At 60.6% G+C, this 21610-nt stretch carries 16 protein-coding genes and 3 pseudogenes; 4 read left to right on the plus strand and 15 right to left on the minus strand.

Annotation, left to right across the window (positions count from 1 at the left end; all coding sequences use genetic code 11):
• Positions 1 to 47 precede the first annotated feature (47 nt).
• The 4 genes from IHQ71_RS29205 to IHQ71_RS29220 all read right to left on the minus strand — a co-directional run bounded on the left by IHQ71_RS29205 (position 48) and on the right by IHQ71_RS29220 (position 5012).
• The gene (locus IHQ71_RS29205) at positions 48 to 1361 is read right to left on the minus strand and encodes an ABC transporter substrate-binding protein (protein ID WP_258163185.1); all 1314 of its coding nucleotides are present in this window, start codon (positions 1359 to 1361) and stop codon (positions 48 to 50) included.
• 35 nt (positions 1362 to 1396) lie between these two features.
• Positions 1397 to 2311 carry an alpha/beta hydrolase gene (locus IHQ71_RS29210; RefSeq protein WP_258163186.1) on the minus strand — a complete coding sequence of 305 codons (915 nt, stop codon included), beginning with the start codon at positions 2309 to 2311 and terminating at the stop codon, positions 1397 to 1399.
• A gap of 55 nt (positions 2312 to 2366) precedes the next feature.
• Entirely contained in the window at positions 2367 to 3467 is a 1101-nt protein-coding gene (locus tag IHQ71_RS29215) for an NAD(P)-dependent alcohol dehydrogenase (RefSeq protein ID WP_258163187.1), read from the minus strand.
• A gap of 72 nt (positions 3468 to 3539) precedes the next feature.
• Entirely contained in the window at positions 3540 to 5012 is a 1473-nt protein-coding gene (locus IHQ71_RS29220; protein ID WP_258163188.1) for a benzaldehyde dehydrogenase, read from the minus strand.
• A gap of 340 nt (positions 5013 to 5352) precedes the next feature.
• Between IHQ71_RS29220 and IHQ71_RS29225 the strand changes: the two genes are divergently transcribed.
• Positions 5353 to 7137, plus strand: coding sequence for a sigma-54-dependent Fis family transcriptional regulator (locus tag IHQ71_RS29225; protein WP_258163189.1), 1785 nt, complete (start codon positions 5353 to 5355; stop codon positions 7135 to 7137).
• A 34-nt stretch (positions 7138 to 7171) separates the two neighbouring features.
• On the opposite strand, the gene IHQ71_RS29230 is transcribed toward IHQ71_RS29225, so the two are convergent.
• Genes IHQ71_RS29230 through IHQ71_RS29240 form a run of 3 tightly spaced genes read right to left on the minus strand, consistent with a single transcriptional unit; the run spans position 7172 to position 10129 of the window.
• Entirely contained in the window at positions 7172 to 7927 is a 756-nt protein-coding gene (locus tag IHQ71_RS29230; protein WP_258163190.1) for an ABC transporter ATP-binding protein, read from the minus strand.
• Positions 7921 to 8988: an iron ABC transporter permease gene (locus tag IHQ71_RS29235; RefSeq protein ID WP_258163191.1), complete on the minus strand. Its 1068-nt coding sequence runs from the start codon at positions 8986 to 8988 to the stop codon at positions 7921 to 7923. Before IHQ71_RS29235 ends, IHQ71_RS29230 begins: the two co-directional genes overlap by 7 nt.
• Before the next feature lies 1 nt (position 8989).
• Complete coding sequence (locus IHQ71_RS29240) at positions 8990 to 10129, minus strand: ABC transporter substrate-binding protein (RefSeq protein WP_258163192.1); 1140 nt, start codon at positions 10127 to 10129, stop codon at positions 8990 to 8992.
• Positions 10130 to 10234: 105 nt separating this feature from the next.
• On the opposite strand from IHQ71_RS29240, the gene IHQ71_RS29245 reads away from it, so the two are divergent.
• On the plus strand, positions 10235 to 11035 hold the full coding sequence (locus tag IHQ71_RS29245; protein ID WP_258163193.1) for a class I SAM-dependent methyltransferase: 801 nt from the start codon (positions 10235 to 10237) through the stop codon (positions 11033 to 11035).
• Between the two features lie 11 nt (positions 11036 to 11046).
• On the opposite strand, the gene IHQ71_RS29250 is transcribed toward IHQ71_RS29245, so the two are convergent.
• From IHQ71_RS29250 to IHQ71_RS29260, 3 genes and pseudogenes are all read right to left on the minus strand, one after another.
• Positions 11047 to 11961: an SMP-30/gluconolactonase/LRE family protein gene (locus IHQ71_RS29250; RefSeq protein WP_258163194.1), complete on the minus strand. Its 915-nt coding sequence runs from the start codon at positions 11959 to 11961 to the stop codon at positions 11047 to 11049.
• A gap of 26 nt (positions 11962 to 11987) precedes the next feature.
• A complete protein-coding gene (locus IHQ71_RS29255) occupies positions 11988 to 12929 on the minus strand; it encodes an ABC transporter permease (protein ID WP_258163195.1) in 942 nt (313 codons plus the stop codon).
• Positions 12926 to 13204: pseudogene (locus tag IHQ71_RS29260) on the minus strand (ABC transporter permease); the annotation flags it as partial. The pseudogene IHQ71_RS29260 and the gene IHQ71_RS29255, both read right to left, overlap by 4 nt.
• A 48-nt stretch (positions 13205 to 13252) precedes the next feature.
• Here IHQ71_RS29260 and IHQ71_RS29265 point away from each other — a divergent pair.
• A pseudogene (locus tag IHQ71_RS29265) lies at positions 13253 to 13961 on the plus strand (IS6 family transposase); the annotation flags it as partial.
• A gap of 29 nt (positions 13962 to 13990) precedes the next feature.
• Here the strand turns inward: IHQ71_RS29265 and IHQ71_RS29270 are convergent.
• From IHQ71_RS29270 to IHQ71_RS29280, 3 genes and pseudogenes are all read right to left on the minus strand, one after another.
• A pseudogene (locus IHQ71_RS29270) lies at positions 13991 to 15664 on the minus strand (DUF4158 domain-containing protein); the annotation flags it as partial.
• Positions 15665 to 15810: 146 nt separating this feature from the next.
• The gene (locus IHQ71_RS29275; protein ID WP_258163196.1) at positions 15811 to 17157 is read right to left on the minus strand and encodes a hypothetical protein; all 1347 of its coding nucleotides are present in this window, start codon (positions 17155 to 17157) and stop codon (positions 15811 to 15813) included.
• Positions 17154 to 18749, minus strand: a complete 1596-nt coding sequence (locus tag IHQ71_RS29280) for a hypothetical protein (protein WP_258163197.1) — start codon at positions 18747 to 18749, stop codon at positions 17154 to 17156. Before IHQ71_RS29280 ends, IHQ71_RS29275 begins: the two co-directional genes overlap by 4 nt.
• Before the next feature lie 356 nt (positions 18750 to 19105).
• Between IHQ71_RS29280 and IHQ71_RS29285 the strand changes: the two genes are divergently transcribed.
• Positions 19106 to 19516, plus strand: a complete 411-nt coding sequence (locus tag IHQ71_RS29285) for a hypothetical protein (RefSeq protein ID WP_258163198.1) — start codon at positions 19106 to 19108, stop codon at positions 19514 to 19516.
• Positions 19517 to 19614: 98 nt separating this feature from the next.
• Here the strand turns inward: IHQ71_RS29285 and IHQ71_RS29290 are convergent, their stop codons facing one another.
• Positions 19615 to 21219, minus strand: coding sequence for a phospholipase D-like domain-containing protein (locus tag IHQ71_RS29290; protein ID WP_258163199.1), 1605 nt, complete (start codon positions 21217 to 21219; stop codon positions 19615 to 19617).
• A 107-nt stretch (positions 21220 to 21326) separates the two neighbouring features.
• Entirely contained in the window at positions 21327 to 21581 is a 255-nt protein-coding gene (locus IHQ71_RS29295; protein WP_258163200.1) for a hypothetical protein, read from the minus strand.
• Positions 21582 to 21610: the final 29 nt, after the last annotated feature.

Consider the following 21610-nt stretch of genomic DNA (forward strand, 5'->3'; position numbering starts at 1 on the left):
TTTCCCTCCGAAGGCGGGCGCCGCATGCGACACCCGCCCGTTGTCAATCAGCCAAGCGTGTAGGGCTTGAGCGGCGCGGTGATCGGCACGCGGTCGATCAGAAAATTGGACGTCACTTCGAGCTTGAACGGGAACTTGCCGCTCTCGTCCTTCAGCCATTGCGTGCCGACGAGCCCGGTCGCGGCCATGCTGGGCGCGGGACCGTTGGTGAAATCGACCACGCCGGTGGCGGTTTCGACATTCAGCGTCGAGATAGCCTGGGCCACCGCCGCCTTGTCCTTGGGATTGCCGGATGCCTTCAGCGCCGCGATCGTCGCATCGAACAGCGCCATCTGGGCGCCGACCTGCTGGCTCCAGGGCTTGTCGGTGGCCGCCTCGAAACCATCAGCGAGTTCGGCGCAGGTCTTTCCGGTGACCGGCGAGACGAAGGGAAACGCCTTGTGCCAATAGGCGCCCGATGCCACGCCGTTGCCCAGATCCCCGAGCGCTTCCATTTCGGGCTCGAACAGCCCGGCCTTGGCGACCTGCACGATCTTGATCTGTTGCGCCAAACCCTTCTGCGCCGCCTGGCGCCAGAAAACGGGGAAATCGGGCGGGAACGGAAAGGTGTTAAAAATCTCGATGCCCGCATCCTCCAGCGTGGCGATCTGTGCCGAGAAGTCGGTAACGCCGTTCTCATAGCGTCCGGCGTCGGTCACCTCGAAGCCGGCTTCCTGCAGTGCAGGGATCATCACGCCTCGGATCGCGTTGCCATCGGCGTCGTTCGGCAGCAACAGGCCGACCTTCTTGTTGGTCTCGACCTTCGACCATTGGTCGGCATAGAGCGCCGCAAAATCGTTCGCACCGAAGGAGAAGTGAAAGGTCCACTTGTAGGGCGACGGTTCGCCCGGCTTGGCGCCGCGTCCATAATAGATCGCCTCCCAGGGGGCAACTGTCGAGAGGCAGGGCGTGCCGGCGGCCTCGCAGGTATCGGCGACGGGATTGACCGTCTCCGGCGTCGAGGATGTCATCATGATATCGACACCGTCGGAGGAAATGAGCTCCTTCGACACCTTCGAGGCGTTCACCGGATCGGACTGCGTGTCCTTGAGGATGAAGTTGACGGCATATTTCTTGCCGCCGACCTCGATCCCATCCTTCAGCGCCTCATTGACCAGGCCGAGCACATATTCGTCCGCCTCCGAGAACGCGCTGAGCGGCCCGGAGCGCGCATTGACCCAGCCGATATTGATCGTCTCGCCACCCGAAGCGAAAGCCTTGCGGATGGTCGCCGGCATGGCGAATGCGGCAGCGGCGCCTCCCGCGACGCTGCCCGTGGCGCGCAGCAGACCGCGGCGCGTGATATCGAAATGCTTGCCCATATTGTCCTCCCAGACCAAGAGCTTTGAAAAATTCGTCAGACAGCGACCCGTCGCTCCATGCCGGATCGCAGATGGTTGCGAAGAAAGCCGCCGGCTTCCTCGATCGACTGCATGCCCTCGTCGAGCATCGGCGCGAAGAGCTGCCAGGAATGCACCATGCCGTCGAAGATCTTGAGTTCGGTGGACACGCCTGCGGCCCTGAGCCTCTCGACAACGGTCACGGAATCGTCGCGCAGGATTTCCCAGGACCCGACCTGGACGAGCGTCGGCGGCAGGCCGGTGAAATCGCTGTAGAAGGGCGTGACCAGTTCGGACTTGCGGTCCCCGGTGCCGACATAGACAATATTGAAGAGCGCCATGAGTTGCGGTGTGAGCAGCGGCGCGTCGGTCACGGAATGATGGGAGTCGCCCACACTTGCGAGATCAAGCGCAGGTGACATCAGCACCAGCGCGCCGGGCTGCGGCAGACCTTCCTTCTTCGCCCGGACGGCGACCGAAAGCGCGAGATTGCCCCCGGCACTGTCTCCGGTCAGCGCGATCGCTGCCGGATCATAGCCCTGCGCCAATGCCCATTTGTAGACGGCGAGTGCATCGTCGTGTGCGGCCGGCGCTGGGTCCTCGGGCGCCAGCCGGTAATCTGCGGCAATCACCGCGGCACCCGACGTGCGGGCGAGATTGGTGGCGATCACCCGATGCGATCGGCCGGAGCCGAAGAAGAAGCCGCCGCCGTGATAGTAGATGACCAGCCTGTGCTCGTCGGTCTCATTCCGGCGGATCAGGTCGCCGCCGCAGGGCCCGGCCGAAACCCGTTCGATCATCGAACCGTCGGCGATCGGCGTCTGCGCATTGATGCCCTCGAACCACGCCCGCATCACGTCAGGCGTGGCGTTCTCGGGCGGTGGGTTCTGCGCACTGATATCGAGAATGAAATCGAGTTGTTCTTTCGACATGGTTTCCTCCCTGAAATTCCGGATGGGGAAGGGCCGGCGCGGCCCTCCACCCCGACTACTGTATGCGTACGATCGGCTTGATGGTCTTGCCGCTTTCCGAATCGTGTATCGCCTGGTTGATCTCGTCGAAGTCGTAGAACTTCACCAGCTTGTCGAGCGGGAAGCGGCCCTGGGCATAGAGTTCGACCAGCATCGGAATGAAGGTGTCTGGGTTGGACTCGCCCTCGACGATCCCCATCAGACGGCGGCCGCCGCTCATGAAATGCACTTCGTCGAGATTGATCTCAGTGCCCATGGCGGAGGCGCCGAGAATGCCGCAGGTGCCCATCGGCGCCAGCGCCATCACCGCGCCGCGGATGACGCTCGAAATGCCCGTGGTATCGAGCGCGAAGTTCAGCCCGTAGCCAGTGATCGCCATGATCTCGGCCGTCGCATCAACCTTGCCGGGATTGATCGTGTGGGTGGCGCCGAGCTCGCGGGCCATCGCCAGCCGCTCGTCGTTCATGTCGACGGCGATGATCGTCGTCGCGCCGACGACCTTTGCGGCCATCACGGCGGAAAGCCCGACCGAGCCGGACCCGAATACGGCGAAGGATTTGCCTGCGGAAACCTTGAGCGCGTTCATGACGGCGCCCGCGCCGGTTTGGATGCCGCAGGCCAGCGGTCCGAGCAGTTCGAGCGGCGCCGTGTCCGGCACCTTCACGACATTCACCTCATGGCAGATGGCGTGGGTGGCGAAGGACGACTGGCCGAAGAAGTTGCCGTGGATGCGCTCGGCGCCTAGCGAAAGCGCGCTTGAACCGTCGGTGCGGGCGGCAAAGAAGTTGCGCGGAAAGAATTCGTGGCAATAGCTGACATGATGGTCCTGGCAACTCGGGCAATGACCGCAGGAATTGAAAGTCATGACCACCTTGTCGCCGGCCTTCACCTTCGACACGGCGCGTCCGACCTTCTCGACAACGCCCGCGCCTTCATGGCCGAGCACCACCGGCAGAGGCGTCGGCAGCATGCCGTCGCGGACGACGATATCGGTGTGGCAGACGCCCGTCGCGACGACCTTGACGAGGATTTCATTGTCCCTCGGCTCCTCGATATCGATGGTTTCGAGGCTGAGGTCGGCGCCCTGCTGGCGGGCTATGGCAGCTTTGATCTGCATGGTGGTCTCCGGAATGAAATGTCACGCGGCGGATGCGGGCGCTCAGGCCCGCATCCCGGTCCCTGGGAGTGATCAGAAGGGATAGGGGGTGGCGGCGTCCTTGACGGAAATCCACTTCCAGGTGGTGAATTCCTCGATGTCGGCTGGGCCGCCGATGCGGCTACCGTTGCCGGATTTGCGGGGGCCGCCGAAGGGCGCAAACGGGCCGCCGTTGACGGTCTGGTCGTTGATATGGACCATGCCGACATCGAGTTCGTCGGCAATCCGCATGGCGCGGCCGGTATTGGCCGAGATCACGCCGGCGGCGAGGCCGTAATCGCTGTTGTTCGTCAGCGTGATCGCCTCTTCCTCGGTCCCGAAAGTGGCAATGCAGGCCACCGGGCCGAAGATCTCCTCATCGAAGGCTCGCATGCCGGGCTTGACGCCCGAAAGCACGGTCGCGGCATAATAGCGGCCGTCATGCGTACCGCCGGCGAGCAGTTTTGCGCCCTTGGCCACGGCCTCATCGACAATCGCCTGGATGCTTGCCACCTGTCCATCCGAAATGATCGGGCCGAGCGCCACCTGATTGGTGGAGGGATCGCCCGCGGGAAGGTGGGACGCTTTCACGACCAGCTTGGCTGTCAGCGCATCGGCGATCTTTTCGTCGGCGAGGATCAGCCCCGTCGCCATGCAGATCTGGCCCTGGTGCAGGAAGGCGCCCCAGGCCGAATTGGAGGCCGCGACGTCGAGATCGGCATCGTCGAGCACGATCAGCGAGTTCTTGCCGCCGAGTTCCAGCTGCACCTTCTTGAAATGCTTGCCGGCGATTTCCGCGACCTTCGAGCCGCCTTTTGCGGAGCCGGTAAAAGAGATCATCGCGATATTGGGATCGATGCACATCGCCTCGCCGGCATCGGCACCGCCGGGCACGACCTCTAGCACGCCTTTGGGCAGGCCGGCCTCCTCGAAAATGCGGGCGATGATGATGCCGCCGGAAATCGGCGTGCGGGGATCAGGCTTGTGGACGACGGTATTGCCGAAGGCCAGCGCCGCCGCGATCGAGCGGATTGAAAGCACGAGCGGGAAATTGAACGGCGAGATCACGCCGACGACACCATGCGGCACCCGCTTGGCATAATTCGCCCGGCCGTCCATCGACGGGATCATCATCCCCATCGGTGCCGTGGCCAGCGTTGCCGCATGGCGGATGAAGAGCGCACCATGTTCGATCTCAATGCCGGCCTTCGGATAGATCGAGCCGGATTCCCGCATGATCCAGGGGATCAGTTCGTCGCCGTTTTGTTCGAGCAGGTCGGCGGCCTTGGAGAGAATCCGCGCCCGGTCGGTCGGCAGCGCCTTGGCCCAGGCCTTCTGAGCGGTACGGGCTTCAGCCGCGGCACGGGCAATATCGGCGGCACCGCCGACGCCGACCGAAGCGATTACCGCGCCGGTCGCAGGATCGGTCACGTCCATGACGCCCGCCGCTGTCGCTTGCCAGCCGGCAAAGAAGGCGCGTCCCTGCCAGCGTTCGCTGTCGAGGAAATTCTGGTTCTGGATGTTCATCGTGGTCCTCCTCAAAAATGTCGCTCGGCCGTCGGGAGGTGCGGGCACAGCTTCGCCATCGCAAGAATGGGCGCTTTCGCCAACCTCGCTGGTTTGCTGTCACATGGCTGTCTGCCGATGTCCTCCTGCCGCCTCCTCAAGCGGTTCGGAAAGTACATAGCAAAGGCCGTGCCAGAATTTCGGAAGCCATGCGGCGCGTGCCGGGATGGGGCTGCAAGCGATTGACGACACTGGCTTTTCCGTCGCGCAGCGGAGGGCGGTTCGCCCCTGCGGCAAGGGTCTTGTAATTACGCAAATAATGAAATAGTGTTGATGAATTCATCAAATTATTAATGTCATCATGACAAACACACAGCAACCCGACGGACTGATCTCTCTCGCCGAAGCCTCTCGCAAGACGGGCAAGATCCTCACGCGTGGCGCTTTCAGCGAACTCGACACGGGTGCCGCCCCGACTCTCACCGATCTCACGGAGGCACTACATTTCGCGCTCGGCGATGGCCGGATCTGGCTCAACGACCAGCGCATGGTGCTGATCCAGTCGCTGGTGCTCGGTCGTCTCAGGCAGGAGATCATCGATGCCTTCGGCACCGAGACGGCCAAGGGCCTCTTCATGCGCGTGGGCTACATGCAGGGTGTGCGCGACGCCGAGCTCATCCAGAAGCGCTTCCCGCAGGAGGATCTCACGCATGCGCTCGCGGCCGGCCCGCGCGTCCATACGCTGGAAGGTTTCGTCAAGGTGACGACGAAACAGTTCCAGTTCGATCTGAAGAAGGGCACCTATTTCGGTGAGTTCTACTGGGATGACTCCTCGGAAGCCGCCGAGCACATTTCGAGCTACGGCATTTCCAGCGAGCCGGTATGCTGGATGCAGACGGGCTATCCCTCGGGCTATACGAGCACTCTCTTCGGCAGGCCGGTGATCTTCCGCGAGATCGAATGCGCCGCCATGGGCGCTCCGCGCTGTTTCGTCGTCGGCCAGCATGTCGATGCCTGGGGCAAGGACGCTCCGGAGCGGCACTATCTTGGTCTGGACTGGAAGAGCGGCCGCTATGTTGCGGTGGACCGTCCGAAACCGGCACCGGCGGCAAAGCCGTCCGGCGGGAGCGCGCAGGACGCCGCCGAGGGCCAGGTCGTCGGCGTTTCGGCGAGCTTCCTGCGCACTCGGCTGATGCTGGAAAAGGTGGCGGATACCGATGCGACGGTGCTGTTCATGGGCGAGTCCGGCGTCGGCAAGGAGCTTTTTTCCAACGAACTCCACAAGTTGAACCCCCGCGCGCAGGGACCGTTCGTGCCGATCAACTGCGCGGCTATTCCAGAAAACCTCGTGGAATCCGAACTGTTCGGCGTCGAGAAGGGCGCCTTCACCGGCGCCACCCAGTCCCGCGCCGGTTATTTCGAGCGCGCGCATGGCGGCACGCTTTTCCTCGACGAAATCGCATCGCTCACCTATTCGGCACAGGGCAAGGTGCTGCGCGCGATCCAGGAGCGGAAGATCGAACGTGTCGGCGGCGCCAAGACTATTCCGGTCGATGTCCGTGTGGTCGCCGCCTCGAATGTCGATCTCACGGACGAAGTCCGCTCCGGGCGCTTCCGCCAGGACCTCTATTTCCGCCTCTGCGTGTTCCCCATCGTCATTCCGCCGCTGCGTGACCGGCGCGACGATATTCCGCTGCTCGCAGCGCATTTCCTGAAACTCTTCCGCGAGCGGCATCGCCGCGATGTCGCCGGCTTCACGCGACGCGCGATGGATGCCCTTCTCGCTTATGGCTTTCCTGGCAATATTCGCGAGCTGCAGAACCTCGTCGAGCGTGGCGTCATCTATGCCGAAAGCGGTTCGCTGATCGACATGCAGCATATGTTCACGGGCTTCGAAAAAGTCCCGTCGCTCTCGTTGAAACTGACCGGCGAGGGCCGCATCGGCGCGGCGCCACAGGATGGGACGGACTTAACGGACGAGCGGCGGATGATAACGGCGCCCGAGGCTCTCAAGCGTGCCGAAGCCGAACTCTATCGATCGGCACTCGAGGCTGCGGGCGGGAACGTGTCCGCCGCCGCGCGCCAGTTGGGGCTGACGCGCGCCAAGTTGGAGTACCGGCTTCGGAGAATGGGGTTGTTGACGTGACCTCGACAAGAAAATCCGCTCGAAATAACAGCGTTCAGTTCAGCGCGCTGTCCACGATCACCAGCGGCCGGTTTTGCGAGCAGCGCTCGATTCTCGCCTCCACACGATAGATGTCGCGCAGCAGGTCGGATGTGATCACGTCTTCGGAAGGCCCGCTTGCGGCCAGGCGCCCATTGGCGATCACGAGCGTATGTTCGCAATAGCGGAGCGCGTGGTTGAGGTCGTGGAGTGCGATCATGACCAGCATGCCGCTGCTTTTCGCCAGCCCGGCCATATAGGTCAGGACTTCGAGCTGGCGATAGAGGTCGAGCGCCGATGTCGGCTCATCCATCAGCAGGATTTCCGGTTTGCGAATGAGGGCCTGGGCGATGGCGACGAGTTGGCGCTGGCCGCCCGAGAGCTCGCCGAGATTCTTGAAGGCCCAAGGCGCGATCTTGAGCGATGCCAGGATCCGGTCGATTTCGGCGAGCTCGCGGTCTTCCACCTGCCAGCCGGAACCCTGCTTGGCCGCCATCAGAACCGATTCATAAACGGAGAGGACGGCGTTGCAGGTGGAGTCCTGCGGCATGTAGGCGATGCCTTTCCCGCCTTGCCTGCCGTCGATGGTGATCACGCGGCCATAGCCCTTGGCGAGACCGGCGATGCGTTTGAAGAAGCTCGATTTGCCCGCCGCATTGGGGCCGATCACGGCAGTCAGCCCGCCGCCGGGTGGGATGTCGGCGCTGATGCCGGATATGATCTCCGTCCTGCCATAGCGGACGGAAAGATCCTGGATGGCAAGTCCTACCATGCGCGCCCCCGATGGGTGAAAATCAGCACAAAGAAGAAGGGCACGCCGACCAGTGCGGTGATCACCCCGATCGGCAGAATCGCGCCGGGGATGATCGACTTGCTCACCACCGAGGTCGCCGAGAGGATGAGCGCGCCGCAGATGACCGATGCAGGCAGGAAGAAGCGCTGATCCTCCCCCACCAGCATGCGGGCGATATGCGGGCCGACCAGGCCGATGAAGCCGATCGTACCGACGAAGGACACAGGGATCGCGGCAAGAAGTGCTACGATCATCAGCGTGGTCAATCGCAGGCGGCCGACATTGACGCCGAGGCTCGCGGCCTTCTCGTCACCCATCCTGAGCGCGGTCAGCTGCCAGGCGCTGCGGGCGAAGAGCGGAATGGCGAGCACCAGCATGATGGCGGTGACGGCGACCTTCAGCCATGTCGCCTTGGTGAGGCTGCCCATGGTCCAGAAGACGACTGCGGCGAGCGCCTGTTCGGAGGCGAGATATTCCAGCAGCGACAGTGCCGCATTAAAGGTGAACACCAGCGCAATGCCGAGAAGCACGATGGTCTCGACCGTCACGCCGCGCAGCGTCGAGGCAAAATGGATGAAGAGTGCTGCGACCATCGCCATGACGAAGGCATTGATCGGCACCATGAGATGGACGGCTGCGGGCACCAGCGCCACGCCGCCGACAAGGCCGAGGGCGGCGCCGAAGCTCGCGGCGGCCGAAATGCCGAGCGTGAAGGGGCTTGCCAGCGGATTGGCAAGAATGGTCTGCATCTGCGCGCCCGCGAGCGACAGTGACGCACCCACGGTGACGGCCATCAGCGCGATCGGCATGCGGATATCCCAGATCACGACGTGGAGCTGGGTATCGACGCTTTGCGGAGAGAAGAGGGCGGAGAGCACATCCGCAATCGCATAATTCGCCGGCCCGAGCGCCATGTCGGCGGCGACCGAGACGAAGAGAAGACAGCAAAGCACGCCGATCAGCAAAATGCGCTTGAACGAGAGGGCGCGGTAGATACCGCGCCCCTCCCTGATCTCTGCGGTTTCCGTGCCCGGCACCATGTCAATATCCCGGATTGAGCGAGACGAAGTAGCCGGGTCGGTATTCGACCGGCAGGAACTTCTCATGCAGCATGCGGAAGGTCTGGTCGGGATCGAGATCTTTGAAGAGATCCGGATGCAGCCATTTTGCGATCTGCTGCACGGCGACGAACTGATAGGGGCTGTTATAGAACTGGTGCCAAATAGCATGGACATTGCCGTCCTTGACCGCCTTGATGCCGGTGAAGGCCGGACGTTCCATCAGCTTGGCGAGCTTGCCTGATGCCGTCGCCTTATTGGCTCCAGGGCCTACGCCCACCCAGGCGCCGCCTGGCACATAGAGCTCCCAGTTCGAGCCGGTGATGATGACCTGATCGGGGTTGGAGGCGATAATCTGCTCCGGATTGACCGTGCCGAACGTGCCGGGAATGATGCCGGACGCCATGTTATGGCCGCCGGCGAGTTCGACCATCTGGCCGAAATTCTCGTTGCCGAACGACATGCAGCAATCGTCCGAATAGCCGCCGGCGCGCTCGATAAAGATGTTGGGGCGCTTGAGGTCCTTTGCCCTGGCGATCACATCGGTGACCTTGGCCATTTCCTCGGCACGGAACTTGACGAATTCCTCGGCACGTTCTTCCTTGCCGAACAGCTTGCCGATCACCCGCATGGACGGCTCAGTGTTGAGCATCGGTTTTTCGCGGAAATCGACATAGACGAGCGGAATTCCGACCTTGGCGAGCTTTTCGATATAGCCGGCTTCCTCAGTCGCGGTCTTGGCGTCGATGTTCATGATGATGACATCGGGCTTCAGCGCCACGGCCTGTTCGATATCAAATGTGCCGTCCTTCATGCCGCCGAAGGTCGGCAGCTTTTCCATCTCGGGGAACTTTTCGAGATAGGCGTTGTAGCCGTCGAGATCGGCCTTCCTGAAATCGTCGCGCCAGCCGACGACCCGCTTGAAGGGAGCGTCGGTATCGAGCGCCGCGACGAAGTAGATCTGCCGGCCTTCACCCAGGATCACATGGTCGACCGGCACGCTGACTTCGATCTCGCGGCCGCTGATATCCGTGACCTTGACCTTGTCCTTTGCCAGGGCGGATCCGGAAAAAAGCAATGCAATACCGAGGACGGCTTGCGCCGCCTTATTGAAGATATTCATCTTTTTCTCCTGCGTAGATTAATGCTCGCAATAGATATCTTGATATTTACAGTCAACAAATATCTTTTATAAAGCTTCCAAACTTGGCTGCGTTCGGAGCGGAAGATGAGCCTTGCCGGCAATTATGATTTGAGGGACGAGATCAAGGCCTACTGGTCAGAGCGGGCATCGACCTTCGACGACCAGCCCGGTCACGAGATATTCTCCGAGGGCGAACGGGCAGCCTGGCAGGCGCTGTTCTTGAAGCATCTGGGCCGCGGCGGCGGGCGGCATGCCGTGGATCTTGCTTGCGGCACGGCGGTCATTTCCCACATTCTCGACGATATCGGCTTTTCGGTCACCGGCATCGACTGGGCTGAGCCGATGCTGGCAAAAGCCCGAGCCAAGGCGAAGAACCGGTCCCGCAACATCCGCTTCCTGATCGGTGACGCGGAAAATACGATGGAACCAGATTGCTCCACCGACGTGGTGACGAACAGGCACCTCGTCTGGACTCTGGTCGATCCGGAGGCTGCTTTTCGTGAATGGCACCGTATCCTGAAGCCGGGCGGCAGGCTGCTGATCGTCGACGGCGATTTTGTCAATCCGAGCTCGCTCTCCCGGCTCTTTGCCCGGCTCGCCGGCTGGAGCCAGAAGCTCGGCCTATCCAAAGGCGTCAAACGCCACGGCCCCGGCGCGCTGACTGAGACGCACCGCAGCATCCTGTCCCGGGTCTATTTTTCCGGCGGCGCCCGCGCCGAGGACGTGGCGCGACTGCTCGAAGCCGCTGGGTTCGCCGATGTCCGCATCGACTACGATCTGAAAACTATTCATCGCGAGCAGCGCCGCAACTTTCCGTTTTTCGAGGGACTCCAGCGCGCCACGCAGCACCGCTATGCAATTTCGGCGGGCAAACCCCGGCCGTAGCTGCTTGAAAATCAGCAAAACTTTGCCCCGGAAGTCGCCATGTAAACAGCGTAAAGCGACTTTGTTGCGGTGATGAACAGCCTGTTGCGGCGCGGTCCGCCGAAGGTGACGTTGGACACGGTCTGCGGCACCAGGATCTTGCCGAGCAACTCACCCTCCGGCGAGAAGCAGTGCACGCCATCGCCGGCGCTCGACCAGATATTGCCCGTGCTATCGATGCGGAAACCGTCGGGCAGTCCCTTGTCGGTCACGCAAAGCTCGTCGCCACCGGTGAGCGTGCCGTCGGCCCGGACATCGAAAGACCGGATATGGGCGGGCCAGTTCGGGTCGTGGCTGTGGGCGGAGTCGGCGATGTAGAGCTTGGATTCGTCAGGCGAGAAGGCAAGGCCGTTGGGCTGCCCGAAATCGCTGGCGACAACAGTGAGTTTTCCGCTTGCAGGATCGAGGCGGTAGACATTGCACGTCGCCTGCTCCGGCTCTGCCTTGTAGCCCTCATAGTTCGACATGATGCCGTAGCTCGGATCGGTGAACCAGATCGTATCGTCCGACTTCACCACGACGTCATTCGGAGAGTTGAGCCGCATGCCCTGGTAACTGTCGGCGAGCACTGTAATCGTGCCGTCGATCTCGGTGCGGACCAGGCGACGTGCACCGTGCTGGCAGGAGATGAGCCGACCCTGGTTGTCGCGTGTATTGCCATTGGTAAAGTCCGACCGCGGCCGGAACACAGAAACTTCACCGTCCTGCGAATACCGTAGCATGCGCTCGTTCGGGATATCGCTGAAGATCAGGCAATTGAGATCGGCAAACCAAACCGGACCTTCCGCCCATCGGCAATCCGAATAAAGTTGATCAAGCGCAGCACTTCCCACGACGAGATGGCGGAAGCGCGGATCGTGGATTTCATAGATCGACGAATTGCTCATTTTATTTCCCTCCATTCCCGGCATGCTCAGCGACCCGTCCGGAACTTGCCGCTCGCCACAAGGATGACAGCGATGATGATCAGTCCGGTCAGGATGAGCCGCACGCCTGCGCCAAAGCCATAGGTGTGGAGCATCGACACGACCAGAAACATGAAAAGAGATGCGCCGCAGATACCGGGCACATTTGAGTTCCCCCCGGCCACCGCCGAGCCGCCGATAACGACCACGGCGATCGAGGTCAGCAGATATTCGGCACCCATATTGAGTGCGGCACCGCCGGAGAAGCTCGCGAATAAAAAGCCGCAGACCGCGGCGAGCACGGCGCAGAGCACGTAGGTGACGAAACGCGTCCCATCGACCGGAATACCGGCCATGCGGGCGGCGAACTGCGACTGGCCGATCGCCGAGATCCAGCGGCCATAAATGCTTTTCTCAAGCAGGAACCAGGCGGCCACGGCGAGAATGAGCGCGACAACAGCGATATTGGGTACGCCCGCCAGCTCCGAAGTGGTGAAGCTTGCAAGGCTCTCGGGCGGCTTGACCCGCAGTCCGCGGTTCGACCAGATCGCGGTCGATTGCACAATGAAGCTCATCGAGAGCGTGGCGATGATCGGCGGGATTCGAAGCAGCTTGATCAGCGCGTAATTTGCCGTGCCCACGGCGAGGCCGACAAGGATTGCGATGCCCAGGCCGGGGAGCACCAATCCCTCGCCGCCGTCCATGTATTTGAGCGACAGCGTGCCGGCGAGCGTCATGGTCGCAGGCACCGAGAGATCAACATTTCCGGGGCCGAGCGTGATAACGAACATCTGGCCGATACCGACCAGCACCGAGAAGGCGGCGAAAGTGAATGCCGCTTGCGACAGCCCGCCAGCGCTGGCGCCGCCAGTGAAGAGAATCGTGATGATCCAGACGATGGCCGCAGCGGCATAAGACCAGATCCAGGGCTTGCGGAAGACGAAACTCATGCTCGCTTCTCCCGCTTTTGCGATCGGTTGAGCAGCAGGCGAAGTCCCAGCACGATGATCAGGATCGCGCCCTGCGCGCCGATCTGCCAGTCCGGCGAAATGCGGAGGAATGATAGAAACGAGCCGGCGAGAGCCAGCGTCAGCGCACCGATGACAGCGCCGACGGGAGACACCCGCCCGCCGACGAACTCGCCGCCGCCGAGTATGACGCCCGCAATCGAAAGCAGCGTGTAGCGAAGCGCAATGTTCGCATCAGCCGAAGTTGTAAGGCCGACGGGTGTTGTCACATAAACGCGGCGTCAGTGAATTGGGCATAGAGACGGTGGGATGAAGAGTCCTGCCGTTAGCTACAAGCGCCACCGTTTCCCGCGACAGATCATCTCGAATGCGGTCTGGCTGTATTTCAGGTTTCCGCTGAGCTTACGCCTTGTCGAGGAAATGCTGCTGGAGCGCGGAATTGTCGTCTCGTATGAAACGATCCGGCGATGGGGTCGGAAATTCGGACCGGCCTACGCAAAACAACTTCGTCGCAGGCGACCTTCGCGCCAGGATGTCTGGCATCTGGATGAGGTGGTGATTTCCATCGCCGGCAGAAAGCACTGGCTTTGGCGTGCCGTTGATCAAGATGGCTATGTTCTCGACGAGATTGTTCAGAGCCGACGCGATACGAAGGCTGCCAAGCGACTGCTCGTCAGTCTACTGAAGAAAGCAGGCATGCCGCCCAAGCGGATCATCACCGACAAGCTCCGCTCGTATGGGGCAGCCAAGCGTGAGGTTATGCCGGCTGTCGAGCACCGATCCCACAAGGGTCTCAACAATCGAGCGGAAAATTCCCATCTGCCACTGCGAAAACGAGAACGAACGATGCAAAGGTTCCGATCGCCCGGAAGTCTGCAGCGCTTCATCTCGATCTTCTCCGCGCTTCGAAACCTCTTCGTCACCCCACGTCACAAACGATCCGCACTGGCCACCCACATTCATCGCATCCGCGCAATGGCGCACTGGAAGGCCGTCACCGGCGCGGCTGCTTGATAGCAGGCTGCCTGCGACAAAGACCGCTCAACGCTCGATAACGTGACAACTCCTATCAACGTTCCGGCCTCAAGACGAACTCCGTCGAGCTTTCCGGATCGGGCTCTGTGCGCCAGACGCTTCAGGTTGAAGTCGAGCATCTAACGGGCTTCGGCAAGCCACTGCGCGCCATCAGCTTCGACACCCAATCCGAGGCAATCCGCTTCCTTCATCGTGATGAATGTCGATCGCGGCATCAGATGCTCGTCAATCGGCCGGAAAGATCGGCTGCCGTCGATCCAGATCTCCGCAGATCTAAGCCGGTCTCGCAAAGCCGCGAGCGTTGCGATCTCGTAGAGACGGCGATCAGGGTTTCGTTGTTCGAAGAAGAGCCGTCGATCAGTCTGGCTGAGGTGGGTGAGCGGGATCCGATCCGGGAGTGTCCGCCGCTTCTCGGCATGGAGACGTTTCAGCAGCGCAATTGCCGCGAGAAGCGGATCGTGGCGACGCGCCGAGCGAAACGTGAACGCCTGTAGGAACGCACCGGAATATTTGTTGACGGTTGCATATTGCTCGGCCGCGACGGTCAAAGGCGGCGCCTCGTTGTCCTCAACCATCGACTCAAGCTCAGGCTTCATCCGAAGCAGCCGGTCCCAGCCGACTTTCTGGTCGAGAACCTCCAACGCGTTCCGACCATAGTCGTTGGCGGACTGCAGGGCAGTGATCGTATCGAGGAACATGCGCAGCGCCTTGGCGGTGTTCGGTCTGCAGTCAATCTGTCGCTGCTTCTTTCGGTTGTTGGCTTGCGAGAACAACTTACCCATCAGTTTGATGAACATAGTCACCGCATCGTCTGTGAGCTTCTGGCCGAGCTTGATGACCTGAGCCACTATCAGAGCGTGGCGGCGGCTGGCATTGAAGTCGTTGGCCAACCAGGCCGGCGTTGCGTTGCCCTCCCGGATCATCTGCTCCCACCGTCCCGATGATATGCGCGCCTGCAACGTCGGATCAATCTCCAGCCGACGCAGAAAGGCTATCCGCTCGGTCAGCCCGACCAGGTTCGACGCACCCGGCGCTTCTGGCGCCGAGCGCAGCCAATGAAAGCGCGTCTGGCCGATCGACGGGTCAACCTCCAACAGCCCATCCAATGACTGAAGCGTATCGAGCGGGAGGTCTTCAATCAGAGTTCTCTCTGCTCGTCGGCGGGCTATCGCACGACCGGCAAGGCCGATCCGTTCGATCGTGTCGGCCGCCGGCAGAAGCGCTCCGCGTTCACGAAACGTCGCGACAATCGAACTGGCGATTGCAGCACCGTCGTCGGACATCGTCGCCGCCTGGATTGCAGCCAATAGCGCGGCTCGGCGATCTTGCGCCGTGGCGCTTTTTGTATCCAGATACACCATTAGGCGCGCCGTGTGGTCGCGACGGGTTTCTTCGCGGCGTGCATAGAGGGCAAATGCTTCAGGCGCGGCGCCAATCTGATCAGCAACATATCTCAGCATGGCGCGAGGCGGAGTTTCTTCTGCTCCCAGCACTCGGCCCGGGTATCGCATCACACATAGCTGAATGGCAAAGCCGAGCCGATTATGATCACGCCTACGCAGTTCGATCTCCAGGCGATCCGCCAGTGACAACGAATAGTGTCGGATTAGGCTGTCCTCATCGACTGGTATATCGAAAAACTGCCGTCGATCTTGGTCTTTGAGAAGCTTCCGCTTAGCCATCGCCCGACTCCATCCACGACGAATCTGCACGAAGCGTTGCCGAGTCGGGCGGACGAAGAAATCAAAGCTGGCGCATCTTGATGGCAATCCACAGAGATCGGATGCTATAGGCCTGAGCTACAGCATCGTTCATGCTCCGTTCGGTCTTATCGTACGATTTCGGACTGCTCTTGTTCTGACCCCAGAAACCTGACGGCGCTCCTGCTCGGCATGAACAGGTAAGCGCCGCCGCGCATCCGAACGAAATCCTTTATTCCCGTCAGGTTTAGCGGGCCGCGCGGCGACGGTATCGTGAGGCGACCCATGCCGCCGCCGCGACCGGTAATAGGATCGACTTCGTTTTCCAATCCGTGGAACTGCCAGGCTGTAGCCCATGTTTGCTGAATAAACTCGAACTGGCGTTCGATATCCGCGTTGAGGCACATGAACAGCAGACCAGGCTTCTTCTCTGCCGGGTCACCGGCTCCATTTGCGTCGAAGGCGCGCCCAACGCGCAGGATGCGGTGGCGATTGACGATAGAAAGTTCGTCTTTGGAGCCCGGCGCCAGACTGTCGCGCGGATTAGATCGGCGAATGTGAGCACCGAGTGGGCAACGCTCGCCAAGCGGATCCTCCGCGCCGGGGAGGAATTCGTTGTCGGGCCGAAAATCTCCTGCCTGTTTAACGGTCGCCGGACGGTGAGGATACCGCACCAGAGAGGAACCATCCTTCCAACGGCCGACCATCTTGGCGCCGATCCACTCGGGTAAAAGTGCGGGATCGAGTTGATCGGGCACTGCGGGATGATGGGCGTAGCGTTTTGCTGCGTCCTCGAGATAGTCATTGAAGACATCGACATACTGCGCAAGCTGGCGGATTACCAGGAATGTGCCGTTTCGGCCGAGATCGCGCGCGGCAGCGGCACCGCTCGTCGCAAAATCGGGCTGGAAGGCACCGCGGGAGTGCCTCGGATCCGCAAGAGGCAGAAGATTGTCGGGATCTATTGCGGCAGGAACTTGCGGCGAAGGCGGGTAGAAGCCACGGGTGTCGGGGTAGCCGAGCAGAAATTCTCCAGGCTCGACCGCATGGATGGCATCCGATTGGCGCATCCAGCGTCGCGTCCCCTTTATAATCGGTTGCGAGATGCCGTCGGCAAAGCCAAACGGCTCGCGAACCATTTGCGCTGCGGTTTCACCGGGTTTTGGCTGTGGCAGCGGCATTGGTGTCACCCGGTGGATAATGCTGCCTCCTGCGGCATCAATGCCCGAGATCAGGCCTTCGGCATAGGAGGCGAGGGTCGCTTCTGAATCCGCATAGAGCAGCAGCGTGGCGTCGATCGCTTTTTCGGGACCGCCCCATAGCCATTGCCCAGCCTGATCGTCGCCCGTATCGGCAAGCAGGTTCGCCCGCCCAGGCGAGCCCATCCCCAAACGGAAAGCGGTTGGGAACGCGTCGCTCACATCGGAGGGCAATCCCAACCGTCGCAAACCGTCGGCGGTGAGCGCAAAGATCAACACTTTGTCGGTCGGCGTTGATCGCCGAAGGAGATTTGATCCTCGATCGATTTTAACCAGGCACACGCCTGTTTGGTATCATCCGATAGCTTGATCGCGAGACACGTTGAATATGGGTGTTTGCTCAATCCGCCATACAGCAGCGTCTGGACCTCGAATGTTTCGATCAATGTCGCCGGTCTTACTTTCGAGCCGAACAGCCCGAGCCACGCCGATGCTTCGTCCTCGGTGGATACACTCCCAAGACCTTGGCGGATTGCGGCATTGGTACGAATGCGTGCGGTTGTCAGATGCGGATAGGCACTGTACCAGAACCATGTCGGTTGTTGCTGGCGCCGCGCCCAGCGTTTGAAACGGTCGCCATCAACGGCCCCTTTGAAAAATAGGTTCTCCGTACGCGGGAAACCGAGCGTATTGCTCCAGGCGGCAGTCAGGCCGTGGGACGCCTTCGTGATGAAATCCTCCAGATAGCTTTCCCAACTGCCGCCGTAGTTCGAGAAAAACAGGAGCTTGTTGGTCTTCGGCAATCGCAGCCAGCGGGCATAGTGAATTGTGCTGATATCGCCGAGAAATCCAGGCCGGAAGCGCTTGGTCGCCATTTGGCCAATTACCCAGAAGGCTATTCTCAGGGTCATGCCGCGCAGCAACCCAGCCTGCATGATCGAGATGCCAGCAAGATGGTTCTGCTGCGTATCCTTGAGATTTTCGGCCTCTGATAGTGCCTCCATCACCACCGGATCGACCAAAGTGTCGATCGGCGTATTGGCGGCCTCGAGCCGCCGCAGCCCAAGGTAGACACTCGCCACAATCGCCAGGAGAGCCATGGCTGCTACGATGGTCGAGAGGAAAAACGCAATCACGCCAACCGCGAGGCCTTGCGAAAGCCCAGCCGTGATCGTCGCGCCAGCGACGACAATTCCGAGCAAACAAAGAGCCGGCCAGAAAAACTTGAGAAGCCCCTGGAAGGCGAGAGAGAGTATGAAGCCGATATCAAGACCGGACGGCTCTTCCGCAATAAGGCGTGGAAATGGCTCGGACACTAGCAACGGTGCCAAATCGGCATCGGCTTGTACGAACGCACGCACGCGCGCAACGGTATCTATTAGCGGCGCCCCAGCGGCGGGGTTAATGTCGAAGTAGGAACGCAATTCGCGCGCAAGTAAGTATTCGCGCTTGATCCGCTCTACCGTCATGCCTGGGGTGCCGCAGAAGTCCAGGCCCGGCACCTCGAACAGGCCTTGCCCGGTGCGGACGTGATGGGTTGCAAGGAGACGGCCCACCGAACCGCCCGCATCAATGCCTGCCACCGACAGGATTTCCGTGACGAATGACGTCAGCTTGCTATCGACCGTGTCAAAGGCATGCTGTGGCGTCCCGTCGACTGACATTTCGAAAACGAGGTGCGTCGACTCACCGACATCACCGCGAACCACCGTGATCGACATGAAATGGATGCCTTGGTCGCGCAGGGCGACGCGGATAAGTCCTTCCTTGCCGAACAACTCAGTGCGGAAGTCCTTGAGCTTTGCGTCGACGAGATCGGCCCTTTTTATGTCGAAGGGGATCGCACTCGTTACAAGCGATTGTGTCATGCCTGTCCTCCAGCCCGACGGCGTCCATGGCGGGACTGCCGCTACTCAGGATCACACTGTTTCCTGCGAGGGCCCTGCGCGTCCTCGCGTCAAGCGTGCAGTATGTGTTTCACCCTATTGGCAGAGTCACAAGTAGAAAGCTTGGAAATACCCTGCGCGAGGCGTTATTTCATTAAGTTGTCACCATAGACACCCAAGAGTGTATGCGGGGAAGAAAATGCTCGTTCTGAAAAAGCATATTCTCGTTGCTTCAATCTCATTGCACGAAATCCGTGCGCCTGCAGCGATCTCCGCCGCCCATGAGATCGCCTAGAGCCGCGCATCAGCCATCTTCGTCCAACGTTGGAGACCAAGGCATGGAAAAGGATCCGGAAGCGTCAGAAATCCAGAACGATATCGTCGCAACTGAGTCGGCAGCACTGTCTGTTATGAACCAGGTTAGAAAGCCGGCCTGCCTATTGGGCTTACCTTCTTCGAACAAGATTGACAGGCCTGGAACACTGCTCGCACCACGCTCAACGAGCTCTAATTTGGCCTCTTTCGATGCCGCATCACCGGTGAGTTTCAGGACTAGAACCGTCGTCCCGTTTTGCAGTCCCGGAGCCAGCGCGACAGTCGATCCCGCTTCAAACACGAAGCTGCTCTTCGCAGGAGCGGCAATGGCTGAGGGAAGATTGCCAGCCAATAAAATCATTGTCACCAGACTGGCGAAACAGCGAACCGGTGAGGCAGCGCTTGGGCATTTTGAAAAGCGCCGGTTTGCGTGAGCTCGTCATGCCGCGAATGGCAAACTCTCCTGGCGGCGGGTGCCAGTCAAAACTTGCAGAGCGCCACGGCAGGCGCTCAATCCGTCAATCGCCGAGAGCTACGGGTAGTAGTCACGCCAGTTGATACGAGCCATTCCTGGCGGGGTAGGTTCGTCCACTTCGGCAAGAACAACCGGCGGATCGTCTTCAAGTCCCGATCGGGCACGATCCTCCCAGTCGTCGTCGAATATCGACTTGTAGTAGCCCGCGATCTCGGGGTCGTAGATGATGAGACCGGCGTCGCGATTGCGTAGCACCCCGTCCGAGGACCAGTTCGTACTGCTGATCAAAACGATTTCGCCGTCGACGATGATGCCCTTGTTGTGGATGTTCGCCTGGACCTTGAAGCATTGCTCGTTGAATCCGTTCTCAACAAGCTTGCGGATCTTGTCGGCTGCATCCGACGATCCGACGATGATGCGTATCTCCATTTTGGGGCGGTAACTGAGGTCCGCCAGGAGCGCCAACATCTCGCGGAACGGCCCATCATGGGCTGCTGTGCTAAAATTGATGTAGGAGAATTGTAGATAGATAGAGCTTTTTGCATTCCGCAGCAATTCCATAATGCGCGGCAGATAGTTGTCCGGTGTCAGAACTGGCCTGATGCGAACCGGTCGATTGGAACTCGGTAGCCTGCGTGGTTCGACCAGATCGACAATGCTTGCAGCCAGCTCGACATCGGCCACAAGATTTTCCAGAGGAATGAGCAGGTCGGGCAGGCGAGGGACCTCCACGACGTCCATCACCAGGCCCGGCTCGCCGGCGTGGGACTCCGCTTCAGAGCCATCGCGGTCATGCTCGATGTAGCGCTCGAAGAGCCGCGACAGTGCCTCATCTTCGACAATGATGTGCCATTCCCGGTTGCCCTTCGAATACATCCCTGGTGCCTGGGCCGGATTGGCAATCGGGTCGATATCCGGCTGGCTACGGACGCTCCAATTGCCGCTCGAAAGCCAGAAGGCCTCTGAATCGCGAACTGCGACCTTTTCATGGTAGGCGGAGGCGAAGCGGCGATTGGCGCCGCATTTGACGATCCAGCCATCAAGCTGATCGCCGAGACTCGATCGCAGTTTTTCGCGGATTTTCGTCTCTGGCGCGGTCATGCCGTCGTCCCAGGTAAAGACCGCCTTGATATCGCTGGCGCGAACCGTGTCGATGAACGTCTTGGCGATGTAATCGGCGTTGAAGTCATACATCGCCGTTGTCAGCGTCTGTCGGGTCGCCTCTATGAAGGGTTTCAGGACCGGCCAACCCGCCTCTGGACCCACATGGCAAAGAAGGGACGAATTGACCTCGTACTCCTCGTCGATCGGATTGCCCTCGATCGGCTCATAGGTCAGTTCCGAAGCCGACGCAGTGACGATCGCATCCGAAAGCGATTGAAGACTTTCACGCGCTTCCAACTGCCGCTGCGGGCTGGCTTGCATGACAGACACCCGAAACGGCCCAAGCTGCCGCGGTGCCCTTTCTTCCTGCATTAAATGTGCAGGCGGTTTCTTATGAGCCACAAAAACGATGATAGCGGGCTCGCGGAAAATACGGCCATCGACAATGGGGAAGCCCGGCTCTGCGCCGACAAAGCCTGGAATGCGCCTGAGAGCCTCGGCATTGTCATCAATGACAGCCTGTACGTCGCGTCGCGTGGCGTTATCAAGGAACCGCATGACTGGCCTCCTTGGCGCAACCATTCATCCACGCCCGCGAGCTACGCGTTGCGTCATGAACCCACATTACAGCATGAAGAGGTGAAACTTGCTCGGCAGCCGGCCTGCTAGTCGATGACGGGCAGGGCTTTTGAGATCGAGATTGATTCCACCGCTGGATCGTTCTCGGCGCGGTGGAGGTCGCCCGCGTCGATCTCGCCGGAAAGCATGTCCGAACTGATACGAGCACGCTCTTGGATATAGTCCGGCGCCGAATGGCCCTTGTTGAGTTTGACCAAGATCTTGAATCGCTGCTGGGATCCAGAATCGAACTGCATCGCCGCTGAAACACTCTCCAGTTTTTGGAGCTTCGAAAAATCCATCGAACCAATCGCTCTTTGTTCGGTACAGT

Origin of the sequence: Rhizobium sp. TH2 (assembly GCF_024707525.1) — a bacterium.
Lineage (GTDB): Bacteria > Pseudomonadota > Alphaproteobacteria > Rhizobiales > Rhizobiaceae > Rhizobium_E.